The sequence below is a fragment of the Pseudomonas sp. LBUM1666 genome, from assembly GCF_059695775.1.
The window spans coordinates 5,762,583-5,774,094 of the sequence record NZ_CP166789.1 but is presented as its reverse complement, the minus strand read 5'-3'; the positions used below and the strand labels follow the sequence as shown (position 1 = coordinate 5,774,094).

At 59.3% G+C, this 11,512-nt stretch carries 14 protein-coding genes; 4 read left to right on the top strand and 10 right to left on the bottom strand.

What is annotated here, in order from left to right; translation table 11 throughout:
• Window positions 1-22 precede the first annotated feature (22 nt).
• Window positions 23-1,126 (top strand): choline metabolism transcriptional regulator GbdR, encoded by a 1,104-nt coding sequence (gene gbdR, locus ACA056_RS26675; RefSeq protein WP_123368585.1) that lies wholly within the window; start codon window positions 23-25, stop codon window positions 1,124-1,126.
• Between the two features lie 118 nt (window positions 1,127-1,244).
• Here the strand turns inward: gbdR and ACA056_RS26670 are convergent, their stop codons facing one another.
• The 6 genes from ACA056_RS26670 to choX all read right to left on the bottom strand — a co-directional run bounded on the left by ACA056_RS26670 (window position 1,245) and on the right by choX (window position 6,773).
• Window positions 1,245-1,508: a hypothetical protein gene (locus ACA056_RS26670; protein ID WP_497268915.1), complete on the bottom strand. Its 264-nt coding sequence runs from the start codon at window positions 1,506-1,508 to the stop codon at window positions 1,245-1,247.
• Between the two features lie 370 nt (window positions 1,509-1,878).
• On the bottom strand, window positions 1,879-3,039 hold the full coding sequence (locus ACA056_RS26665) for a gamma-butyrobetaine dioxygenase (protein ID WP_497268913.1): 1,161 nt from the start codon (window positions 3,037-3,039) through the stop codon (window positions 1,879-1,881).
• Window positions 3,040-3,053: 14 nt separating this feature from the next.
• Entirely contained in the window at window positions 3,054-3,530 is a 477-nt protein-coding gene (locus tag ACA056_RS26660; protein WP_497268911.1) for a thioesterase family protein, read from the bottom strand.
• Window positions 3,531-3,759: 229 nt separating this feature from the next.
• Entirely contained in the window at window positions 3,760-4,725 is a 966-nt protein-coding gene (locus ACA056_RS26655; protein WP_077747265.1) for an L-carnitine dehydrogenase, read from the bottom strand.
• Window positions 4,726-4,867: 142 nt separating this feature from the next.
• The gene (cdhC, locus tag ACA056_RS26650; RefSeq protein ID WP_140674841.1) at window positions 4,868-5,755 is read right to left on the bottom strand and encodes a 3-dehydrocarnitine:acetyl-CoA trimethylamine transferase CdhC; all 888 of its coding nucleotides are present in this window, start codon (window positions 5,753-5,755) and stop codon (window positions 4,868-4,870) included.
• A 73-nt stretch (window positions 5,756-5,828) separates the two neighbouring features.
• Window positions 5,829-6,773 (bottom strand): choline ABC transporter substrate-binding protein, encoded by a 945-nt coding sequence (gene choX, locus ACA056_RS26645; protein ID WP_150658437.1) that lies wholly within the window; start codon window positions 6,771-6,773, stop codon window positions 5,829-5,831.
• A gap of 195 nt (window positions 6,774-6,968) precedes the next feature.
• Here choX and ACA056_RS26640 point away from each other — a divergent pair, with 195 nt between their 5' ends.
• Complete coding sequence (locus ACA056_RS26640) at window positions 6,969-7,928, top strand: GlxA family transcriptional regulator (RefSeq protein ID WP_497268908.1); 960 nt, start codon at window positions 6,969-6,971, stop codon at window positions 7,926-7,928.
• A gap of 120 nt (window positions 7,929-8,048) precedes the next feature.
• Here the strand turns inward: ACA056_RS26640 and ACA056_RS26635 are convergent, their stop codons facing one another.
• The 4 genes from ACA056_RS26635 to ACA056_RS26620 all read right to left on the bottom strand — a co-directional run bounded on the left by ACA056_RS26635 (window position 8,049) and on the right by ACA056_RS26620 (window position 9,675).
• Window positions 8,049-8,465 carry a DUF3010 family protein gene (locus tag ACA056_RS26635; RefSeq protein ID WP_497268906.1) on the bottom strand — a complete coding sequence of 139 codons (417 nt, stop codon included), beginning with the start codon at window positions 8,463-8,465 and terminating at the stop codon, window positions 8,049-8,051.
• Between the two features lie 32 nt (window positions 8,466-8,497).
• Entirely contained in the window at window positions 8,498-8,821 is a 324-nt protein-coding gene (locus ACA056_RS26630; protein ID WP_497268904.1) for a helix-turn-helix domain-containing protein, read from the bottom strand.
• Window positions 8,805-9,059: a type II toxin-antitoxin system RelE family toxin gene (locus tag ACA056_RS26625; protein ID WP_497268902.1), complete on the bottom strand. Its 255-nt coding sequence runs from the start codon at window positions 9,057-9,059 to the stop codon at window positions 8,805-8,807. Before ACA056_RS26625 ends, ACA056_RS26630 begins: the two co-directional genes overlap by 17 nt.
• Window positions 9,060-9,273: 214 nt before the next feature.
• Complete coding sequence (locus ACA056_RS26620; RefSeq protein WP_497268900.1) at window positions 9,274-9,675, bottom strand: lysozyme inhibitor LprI family protein; 402 nt, start codon at window positions 9,673-9,675, stop codon at window positions 9,274-9,276.
• A 235-nt stretch (window positions 9,676-9,910) separates the two neighbouring features.
• Between ACA056_RS26620 and ACA056_RS26615 the strand changes: the two genes are divergently transcribed.
• Entirely contained in the window at window positions 9,911-10,888 is a 978-nt protein-coding gene (locus ACA056_RS26615) for a dipeptidase (protein WP_008033250.1), read from the top strand.
• Between the two features lie 78 nt (window positions 10,889-10,966).
• Complete coding sequence (locus ACA056_RS26610; protein ID WP_008033249.1) at window positions 10,967-11,497, top strand: DUF5943 domain-containing protein; 531 nt, start codon at window positions 10,967-10,969, stop codon at window positions 11,495-11,497.
• The last annotated feature ends 15 nt before the right edge of the window (window positions 11,498-11,512 follow it).

Sequence of the window (11,512 nt, the reverse complement as noted above, 5' to 3'; positions counted from 1 at the left end):
CTTTGTGTGAGGAGATACCGCGATGACGACGTTCAACTCCGGGGCCCAACCCCAGAACCGTGCGCCTCAATCCATCGGCTTTTTGCTGCTGGACAATTTCACGCTTATTTCTCTGGCCTCCGCAGTAGAACCCCTGCGCATGGCCAACCAATTGTCCGGCCGCGAGCTGTATCGCTGGACCACACTGACCGTCGACGGTGGTCAGGTCTGGGCCAGTGACGGTCTGCAGATCACCCCCGACGCCTCCATGCACAAAGCGCCTCCCATGGACACCATCATTGTCTGTGGCGGTATTGGTATTCAACGCACTGTTACCCGTGAACACGTGTCATGGCTGCAAAGCCAGGCGCGTCAGTCCAAGCGTCTGGGCGCGGTCTGCACCGGTAGCTGGGCCCTGGCCTGCGCCGGTTTGTTGGACGGTTTCGATTGCAGCGTGCACTGGGAATGCCTGGCCGCTATGCAGGAAGCTTTCCCGCGTGTGGCCATGAGTACTCGTCTGTTCACCCTCGACCGTAACCGTTTCACCAGCTCCGGTGGCACCGCGCCGCTGGACATGATGCTGCACCTGATCAGCCGCGATCACGGTCGTGAACTGTCGGCCGCGATCTCGGAAATGTTCGTCTACGAGCGCATCCGCAACGAGCAGGATCACCAGCGTGTGCCGCTCAAGCACATGCTCGGTACCAACCAGCCGAAGTTGCAGGAAATCGTCGCGCTGATGGAGGCCAACCTGGAAGAGCCGATCGACCTCGACGAACTGGCGGTGTATGTCGCCGTGTCGCGTCGTCAGCTGGAGCGGCTGTTCCAGAAATACCTGCACTGCTCGCCGTCGCGTTACTACCTGAAACTGCGCTTGATCCGCGCCCGGCAGCTGCTCAAGCAAACGCCGATGTCGATCATCGAAGTGGCGTCGGTGTGTGGCTTCGTGTCTACGCCGCACTTCTCCAAGTGCTACCGCGAATACTTCGGCATTCCGCCGCGTGACGAACGCGTAGGTTCCAACACCACGCAACAGGTTGCGATGATGCCGCTGCCGCAAGCACTGGTGTTGTCACCGTTGTCCGGGCCGTTGTCGGCGTTGAGTCAGGCGCGTAATGAGTCGACGTTCGCCAGCGTAAGGCTCTAAGACCGGGTTGGCTTCATCGCGAGCAAGCTCGCTCCCACATTGGCCGAGTTCTCTCAGGGGAATGCGGTCAACTGTGGGAGCGAGCTTGCTCCGGGCGGCGTTCCGACGATGGGTTCTATCAGGCGCTACGGCTCTGTTGATACTCCGCCAGCGCGGGCAGCAATTGCCTATCGATGGCCTGGCGCACGGCCGGCAGGATGGTCGCGCTGCTGGTGTACATCTGCTTGACCATAGTCCGCAGGACTATCGCCCGTTCATCGTTCAAGCCTCGCACTGCGCACTCGCAAGCCTGCTCGGCTGTGGCGCCGTTCGGTACTTGAAAACCCAACGATTTCAGCTGGCCCAACAGGTCTTCCTGGTCAATCAAATCGGCGTACATCATGACGCAATCCTTCTTCAGGGAACGGTGTCGTGGCTCGATTCTCGTAGGGGTAGGGGGCGTCGGCAAGGACGATTTGTCGCAATGGCCGCGATACCTATGAACAGGTCGTTTTCGGCTAACTTGCCAGAGGGGAGAGTGGGCACACTGGATTCAGCTGGCTTCACGAAGGTTTGGTCACCCTCGCGCAACGGCTCCTCAACAGTACCCACTTCTGCCCCGATCCTGTCACGGCTTGATCGGGGTTTTTTTTGCCTGTGAATCAGGTATGGAAGTGTTGATTGGACTGACGCCATCGCGAGCAAGCTCGCTCCCACATGGGATTGCATTCCCCTGTGGGAGCGAGCTTGCTCGCGATGAACGATGACGCGGTTTAACGCTGTAACACCAGGATTCGTGACAACAACTCGTCACGATCGACATAGCACCCCTGGAAATGCCGGGCGCCGCTGGCGGGGTCGAAGGCGTTGCGGGCGTGGAGGGTGCGGCGGTTGTCGAAGCACCACAACTCGCCGGGATTGAGCCGCGTCATCACCCGAAACCGCGACTCGCGAGCCATCGCAATAAACCGCCGATAAGCCCGGTATAGCTTGGGCATGTCTTCGATAGACGCATCAAATGGCCCCCGCAGAAAGTTCGCCATGCGGATCTCCGAAACCTGCCCCAACGCATCGAGGGCGATGATCGGTGCCAGGCAGCGGTAGTCGCTGTGGCGGTCCTTGTTGCGAAACTCCACGGGGATTTCACACAGGGCCTTGAATGACTCGGGATCCTCCTCGCGCAACGCATGGGCGATGGCAAAGCCGTCGACGAAAATACTCTCGCCACCGTCCGCGTCATTGACCAAGCAATGCAGAAATTGCAGTCCCGGTTGCAACTCCCGGGTTGGCAGGTCGCTGTGCAGCGGCAGGTTGAAAGCGGTATAGGCATTGCTGTCGGCATCGGCTTTGGATTGCACGTTGAACAGCACGCCAAAATTGCTCTCGCGGATGAAGGAAATCCGCTGGGCGATCAGTTTCAGTGAGCCGGGTTCGGTGGGCACGCCGCGCACTTGAGTCAGGCCGATATCGCGCACAGCCAGCAGCCATTGCAGCAAGGCGTCGTTGTTGTTTATCAGCGCCTGGTATTCGAATACCGGCAGCTGCAAGTCGCTTTTCCACAGTTTGGATTTTGGTTTGCCGGCCCGGCGTTCGGCGCGGGATTCATCGTCATAGGCGTGAGCCCGCAGCCAGCCCGGATCGAAGCGGCTGAGATGGCCGTCCTGCCATTCGATACTGAGGCAACCTTCGACATCGACGTTTGCCTCTGTTGGCGTGAGGTCCTCTGCGACGTCGACGATTTCCAGCACTTGCTCGCGGGTCACGGTGTAGACGCACAGCGGGCACGGACAGTTGTCCCGCAGCCACTGATGATGGAACGGGCTGACACGGTCATCGGCCCACTTCACTTGTATTCGGTCCGCCAGGGTGTGTACGGCGGTCAACGCGCTGATCAACGGGTAGGTACGGAAGTCGGCAAAAGCGGCGGTGTTCAATGGCGATCTCCTTGTTATTTTTTAGGGGGTAACGCGATCACTCGGCCAATGTACTCAGGGGCAGGCAGGTCGGTTTGCTCGGCGACGATGGCTTGCAGCTTGCTCAAAGTGTCTTCGCTGAACGGTGCGGAGCGCGGCCCGGCGAGGTCCACGTGCAGGAGCATTTGTTCGTTGCCCGCCAGTTCCTTGTCGTCGCCGACCAGATGCAGGCTGTGATAGAGGTGCAGGCGTTTGCTGTCGTGGCCGATGATTTGAGTGCGCACCTCGACGTCGGCGTCGAGCTTCACTTCGTGCAGGTAATTGAGGTGCAGTTCGAGGGTGAACAGCGAGTTGCCGCTGGCTTCGCGGTTGTTGCTGTCCATGCCCAGGCGGTCCATCAGGGCGTCGGTGGCGTAGCTGAAAATCAGCAGGTAAAAGGCATCGCGCAGGTGGCCGTTGTAGTCGACCCAGTCGGGGATGATTTTGGTTTGGTAGGTGGTGAGGGTGGGCATGATTGGGGGTCCGGGAGGTGGGAATGTGTTTATGGTTCAAGATCCACCCCTCACCCCAGCCCTCTCCCCATAGGGGAGAGGGGGAAAGGGGGCCGATCTCCATGCTTTTCAAAGCCTGAGTTCGACTCAGTTCTTTCAGGTCGATGTCGCTCTAAGTACACCTCGGTCAGTTCCCTCTACCCTCTGGGGAGAGGGTTAGGGTGAGGGGGGGATTTCAAGCCGATCACTATCAGTCGGCAAACGCCATCCCATGCTTCTCTTTGGTGGTCTTCACCGCCTCCAGCACCGCCAGCAAGCAATCATCACGATAGCGCTCCAGCGCCGAAATGCTGTGCGTGCCCAACTGATCGCTGGTGCCATCCACCACATCATCGATCAACTTGTCGGTCAGTTCCGGTGCTGGCAGGTACGTCCACGGCAATTGCAACGCCGGCCCGAATTGCGCCATGAAGTGCCGCATACCCGCATCGCCACCCGCCAGTGTGTAGGTCAAGAATGTGCCCATGAACGACCAACGCAGGCCCGCGCCAAAGCGGATTGCATCGTCGATTTCACCAGTGGTCGCCACGCCGTCGTTAACCAGGTGCAGCGCCTCACGCCACAGCGCTTCGAGCAAGCGGTCAGCGATAAAACCCGGCACTTCCTTGCGCACATGCAGTGGACGCATGCCTAAGGATTCATACACTTTCATCGCCGCTTGAACCGCTTCAGGCGCCGTGTTTTTGCCACCGACCACTTCCACCAGCGGCAGCAGGTAAACCGGGTTGAACGGGTGCCCGACCACGCAACGTTCCGGGTGCGTCGAACTCTCGTAAAACTCGCTCGGCAACAGGCCGGAAGTACTGGAACCGATCAAGGCATTGGGCTTGGCCGCTGCGCTGATTTTGCTGTGCAGTTCCAGTTTCAGGTCCAGACGCTCAGGGGCGCTTTCCTGAATGAAGTCCGCGTCACGAACGCATTCTTCAATGGTTGCGACAAAGCGCAACCGATCCTGCGATGCACCTGGCGCAAGGCCCTGTTTCTCCAAAGCGCCCCAGGCATTGGCGACGCGTTTGCGCAGCGCGGCTTCGGCACCGGGCGCCGGGTCCCAGGCCACCACGTCGAGGCCGTGGGCGAGGGCGCGGGACACCCAACCGCTGCCGATGACACCGCTGCCCAAGGCTGCGAAGGTTTTGATTTCGGTGATAAAGCTCATGGCGACGTCCTAAAGAATTCGGTGATCCTTTGTGGGAGCGAGCTTGCTCGCGATGACGGTATTCCGGCTGCAAAAGTTGCACTGGATGTACCGACGCTATCGCGAGCAAGCTCGCTCCCACAGGGTTAAGTGTGATTAGCGGTCAACCGCGCTTGGTCAGGCCCATTTTTGCCCGGCCTTCCGCCGGCGTCAGAACACGGGCGCCGAGACGGCTGAGGATTTCCGAGGCGCGCTCGACCAGTTGGCCGTTGGTCGCCAGTACGCCTTTGTCCAGCCAGATGTTGTCTTCCAGACCGACCCGCACGTTGCCGCCGAGCAGCACCGCTTGTGCGGCCATTGGCATTTGCATGCGACCGATGCCGAAACCGGCCCAGACCGCATTGGCAGGCAGGTTGTCGACCATGGCTTTCATGGTGGTGGTGTCGGCCGGAGCGCCCCACGGGATGCCCAGGCACAGCTGGAACAACGGGTCGTCGAGCAACCCTTCCTTGATCATCTGCTTGGCGAACCACAGGTGACCGGTGTCGAAAATTTCCAGCTCGGCCTTCACGCCCAGCTCTTGAATGCGTTTGGCGCCAGCACGTAACTGGGCCGGGGTGGACACGTAAATGGTGTCGCCGTCGCCGAAGTTCAGGGTGCCGCAATCGAGGGTGCAGATTTCCGGCAGTAGCTCTTCAACGTGGGCCAGACGGGTCAGCGGGCCGACCAGGTCAGTGTTCGGGCCGAACTCCATCGGGTTTTCGCCCGCGCCGATTTCCAGGTCGCCGCCCATGCCGGCGGTGAGGTTGACGATGATGTCGACGTCCGCCTCGCGAATGCGCTCCATCACTTCGCGATACAGCGCTACATCACGGCTGAATTTGCCGGTTTCGGGGTTGCGAACGTGGCAGTGAACGACAGTGGCGCCGGCCTTGGCGGCTTCCACGGCGGCAGCGGCGATTTGTTTCGGGGTGACCGGCACGTGTGGGCTCTTGCTGGTCGTGTCGCCAGCACCGGTGAGTGCGCAGGTGATGATGACGTCGTGGTTCATGAGGCGGTTCCTTACAGGCGTGATGATTCCGTTCGCAGCCCGGTCGGGCTGCGAGTCGGTGGTTCAATCGGGTTTATTTGGTGGTCAGTTTCAGGTTGTCAGCCGCCGGTTTGCCATCGAAGGTGGTCACGCCTTCGAGCCAGCGTTGCTTGTCTTGTGGGTGATCTTTCAGCCATTGCTTGGCCGATTCGAAGGCGTCTTTGTGATCCAGCAGCGGCTGCATCATCCGGCTCTCGTCTTCGGCGGTGTAGGTCAGGTTGCTCAGCAAACGGCCGATGTTCGGGCATTGCTGTGCGTAGTTCGGCGAGGTGACGGTCCAGACCGTGGCCATGCCTTCGTTCGGGCCCAGAGCGTCTTCGCTGCCGGTTAGATAAGTCATTTGCACGTTGACGTTCATCGGGTGCGGCGCCCAGCCGAAGAACACCACGGCCTCTTTGCGTCGCACGGCGCGATCCACCGCCGCGAGCATGCCGGCCTCACTGGACTCGACCAACTGGAACTTGCCGAGGCCAAACTGGTTCTTGGCGATCATCGCCTTGATCTGGGTGTTGGCACCTGAACCTGGCTCGATACCGTAGATCTTGCCGCCCAGTTCCTTTTCAAACTTGGCGATGTCGGCAAAGGTTTTCAGGCCCTTGTCGGCGAGATACGTCGGTACGGCAAGGGTGGCGCGAGCGTCTTTCAGGCTCGGCGCCTCAAGCACCTTGACCTGATTGGCCGCGACGAACGGCGTGATGGTCTGGGTCATCAGCGGGTTCCAGTAGCCCAGGAACAAGTCCAGGCGCTGGTCGCGGATCCCGGCGAAGATGATTTGCTGGGAAGCGCTGGTTTGTTTGGTGTTGTAGCCGAGGCCATCGAGCAGGACTTGGGTCATGGCACTGGTGGCGATCACGTCGGTCCAGTTCACAACGCCCATGCGCACGTTCTGGCATGAAGCAGGTTCGGCCGCCATGACGCTGGCGCTCAAGAAAGCGGTACCGCTGAGTGCAAGAACACAGCTGCTGATCAGTCGTTTCATGTCGGGTTCCTCGGCAGGTCGTTATTGTGGGTTCCGGCATCTTCGTGCGCCGGTGATGACCAAGTTACGCAGCTTAGGGCCCGCTAAAGCGCACTGCGGCGACCAGCTCTTGCACTGCAGCGACCTGCGCTCTTGAATGCCGCGTGTAACTGGCGTATCAACGTCCACACGCTACCCGCCTATCGAGTGCGCTCCATGTCCCAGGATTTCTACTTCATGTTGATGCCGGGTTTCTCGGCCATCGGTTTTATCTCGGCCATCGAGCCGCTGCGGGTCGCCAATCGCTTTCGTGGCGAGCTTTACCGCTGGCATGTGCTCAGCGCGGACGGCGGGGCGGTATTGGCCAGCAACGGCATGTCGGTCAACGCCGATGCGGCGCTGGAACCGCTGAAGAAAGGCGCAACGCTATTGGTGGTCGCCGGCTTCGAACCCCTGAAATTCGCAACCCCGGCGCTGGAACACTGGTTGCGCCGCCTGGACAACGAAGGGGTGACCCTCGGCGCCATCGACACCGGCAGTTTCGTCCTCGCCGAAGCCGGCCTGCTCGACGGCCATCGCCTGACCCTGCACTGGGAAGCCATCGACGCGTTCAAGGAGTCCTATCCGCAGCTCAGCGTCACCCAGGAGCTGTTCGAGATCGACCGCCGGCGCATCACCTCCGCCGGCGGTACCGCTTCCATCGACCTGATGCTCGACCTCATCAGCCAGGCCCACGGCCCGGAACTGGCGATCCAGGTCAGCGAGCAATTCGTGCTCGGCCGCATCCGCCCGCGCAAAGACCACCAGCGCATGGAAGTCGCCACGCGTTATGGCATCAGCAACAAGAAACTGGTGCATGTGATCGGCGAGATGGAGCAGCACAGCGAACCGCCGCTGAGCACGCTGGAATTGGCCGACTCGATCAAGGTGACGCGGCGGCAGTTGGAGCGATTGTTTCGGTTGCACCTGAACGACACACCGAGCAATTTCTACCTGCGATTACGGTTGGAGAAGGCGCGGCAGTTGCTGCGGCAGACGGACATGAGCGTGCTGGAAGTGAGCATTGCGTGCGGGTTTGAATCGCCGTCGTATTTCACCCGCAGTTATCGGGCACGGTTTGCGCGGTGTCCGCGGGAGGATCGACGACGATTGGGAGACGGGCGGGAGCTCGTCTGAACACAGAAGATCCCCTGTAGGAGCGAGCTTGCTCGCGATAGCGGTGGATCATCAACATCAACTTGAATGACGGACCGCTATCGCGAGCAGGCTCACTCCCACGGGGGATCTGCTTGGGTGTTATTTCTTCATCAGGGCGGAACAGGCCGCCTTGTAAGCCTCATGCTGATACTTGTTCAGCGTCTCCGGCAGCGCAAAGTCAAACTTCTTGTTCTGCGCATTGATCGTCTGCGGCGACAGCAACGTCACCTCGCAACTCTCCAGCAACTGAAAAATGCCCTCAATCTTGAATGTAGTCGGCCCACCGGCGAACTCACCTTTCTTGCTGCGCTTCTTGATCACGATCCGGTCGATGGAATTCTCGCGCACAAACGACGCCACCTGAGCAGCAAACACTTTGACGTTGGCGGCTTCGTCGTCATCGTCGAGGGCAATTTTCTTGGTGGCTAGAGCGACGTGGCTCAGGACCTGATCGTCGAGGGAGGCCACGGCGATGATGGCTTCGCTGCCTTTGATTTCGATGCCGCAGATTTTCATGTGAATCCCTTTCCTTGTTGGTGGAGTGCAGCTTACAGCTCGAGTTGATTGGGCTTGATGCCAAAAGCTGCGGCGATTTTTTCGCGAGTGGCCTTGCGAGGCTTGGCAACAGTCTCCTGCTGGGCGAAGGCCGGTTGGGAGATGCCCATGCGTTTGGCCACTTCATCCTGTGTAAGGTTTAAGTGTTCACGCCAGGCACGAATAGGCGTCGCGCCGTCGACGATGCGGCTGACCACCTCGTGAGGGATCAGATCGGGCTCTATCTTCTGCGCGACGTATTGCGCGTATGGAATAACCACGAAGGCGGGGTTTCCGTCAGCGTCATTAATAATTTGAACGTCAGTAGGTGCGCTCATCGCGTTTTTTGACCTCTTGAATACTGATCACTTTAATTGCGCCATCCCAGTCGAACATGATCCGATAATTGCCGACTCGCAGACGGTAGGCGTAATCATGACCAACCAGTGCTTTGACATTGCCTACATCCGGCATGCCAGCCAGCACCGTGACGGCATCACGAACCTGGATCTGATGAGCGGAATGCAATTTCAGAAGTTGCTTAACGGCCTTTCGAGTCCAGTGGATGCTGTTCATAGGAGGATATAAGTCTTTTATAAGATTTGCGAATCTTTGCTTATATTTTCCAGGTCGCAAACAAACGAACCGTGTCGGCATGTTGCCCGACTGAAGCGGTCGTTTATGGAGCTGAAGGGCGGTTGTAGGCGAGATGAAAACTGCTTGCGGGAAAGGTCATTTCTTGCGGTTAGAAAGCTGGTGAACAGCACCAGCTTCCGACGGACGACAAGGTTTAATCCTGCCCAATCGACTCCAAAAACTCCGACCGCTCATCACTCATCCGCGCCACGCAATCATTCTGCGCAATTGTGAACGCCTTGCTACCACTGGTCGCCGGAAACGCCTTAACCGCGCAATCCGCATCCCGGGTTTTCAGCCATTGCTGCTGCGCAGCCTTGAGCTTGGCGGTGATGTCGGTCAGTTGCGCCGGGTTCTTGCCGTAGAGCGATTGCATGCGTTCGGTCAGGGTTTGGTAGTTGTCTTTCAGCAGGTCTTCGGCGGTGGTTCTGCTGTAGACCGAGCATTCCAGGGTCTGAACCTCGTTTTCGACTTTGTCGCAGGGGTTATCGTCGGCCTCTTCAGCCGCGTGTACGCCGGTCGCTATCAGTGCCAAAGCCAGGAAGATCGATTTCATTGCGCCGCCGCCCCTTTTTCAGTGAAACATCCAGTAATGCTGCGAATTCTGGCCCATGCGAAGGCCCTTGAACAGGTGGCCCATGACGCCCGACGACGACCCTTTGTCGCGGATTGACGCTTTCGGCAAACCCCCTGTCGTTTTTGCACCCGGCTGCCCCCTCCCTCAGGCATATGCTGGCCCCAAAGCGCCGGCACACGATTCGGCGCACGAATCGCTAATAGGGGACAGCCTGATGAGCCCAGCCGAATTGCACGCCGACAGCATCGTTATCGACGGTCTGATTATTGCCAAGTGGAACCGTGAGCTGTTCGAAGACATGCGCAAGGGCGGTCTGACCGCGGCCAACTGCACCGTGTCGGTGTGGGAGGGCTTCCAGGCCACCGTCAACAATATCGCCGCCAGCCAGAAGCTGATCCGCGAAAACAGCGACCTGGTGATTCCGGTGCGCACCACCGCCGATATCCGCAAGGCCAAGGAGCAGGGCAAGACCGGCATCCTCTTCGGTTTCCAGAATGCTCACGCCTTTGAAGACCAGATCGGCTACGTCGAGGTGTTCAAGCAGCTGGGCGTCGGTATCGTGCAGATGTGCTACAACACCCAGAACCTGGTCGGTACCGGTTGCTACGAGCGTGATGGCGGCCTGTCGGGTTTCGGTCGTGAAATCGTCGCCGAGATGAACCGTGTCGGCGTCATGTGCGACCTGTCCCACGTGGGTTCGAAAACCTCCGAAGAAGTCATCCTCGAATCCAAGAAGCCGGTTTGCTACTCCCACTGCCTACCGTCGGGTCTGAAAATTCACCCGCGCAACAAGTCCGATGAAGAACTGAAGTTCATCGCCGACCACGGCGGTTTCGTCGGTGTGACCATGTTTGCGCCATTCCTGGCCAAAGGCATCGATTCGACCATCGACGATTACGCCGAAGCCATCGAATACACCATGAACATCGTTGGCGAAGACGCCATCGGTATCGGCACCGACTTCACCCAGGGCCATGGCCAGGACTTCTTCGAATACCTGACCCATGACAAGGGCTACGCCCGCCGCCTGACCAGCTTCGGCAAGATCATCAACCCGCTGGGCATCCGCACCGTCGGCGAGTTCCCGAACCTGACCGAAACCCTGCTCAAGCGCGGCCATTCCGAGCGCGTGGTCCGCAAGATCATGGGCGAGAACTGGGTCAACGTCCTCAAGGACGTCTGGGGCGAGTAAGCCACAGCAAATCTGAATCCTTTCCCCCGGCCGTCCGCGCCGGGGGCAACACCAAAATTTTTCTGGAGTTAAGTTTCCATGGCCAAGATCGCCCCGCAATTGCCAATCGAAGTCGACAGCGAAACCGGTGTCTGGACCTCCGACGCCCTGCCAATGCTGTATGTGCCGCGTCATTTCTTCGTCAACAACCACATGGGCATCGAGGAAGTTCTGGGTGCTGACGCCTACGCCGAGATCCTCTACAAGGCTGGCTATAAATCCGCCTGGCACTGGTGTGAAAAAGAAGCCGAATGCCACGGCCTGGAAGGCGTTGCGGTGTTCGAGCACTACATGAAACGCCTGTCGCAACGCGGCTGGGGCCTGTTCAAGATCCAGGACATCGACCTCGACAAAGGCACTGCCAGCGTCAAGCTCGAACACTCGGCGTTCGTCTACGTGTACGGCAAGGTCGGGCGCAAGGTTGACTACATGTTCACCGGTTGGTTTGCCGGTGCCATGGACCAGATTCTGCAAGCCCGCGGCAGCAAGATCCGCACCGTTGCCGAACAGGTTTACGGTGGCTCCGAAGAAGGCCACGACGACGGCCTGTTCACCGTCAAGCCGTTGTAAGTCGAGGAACCCGCC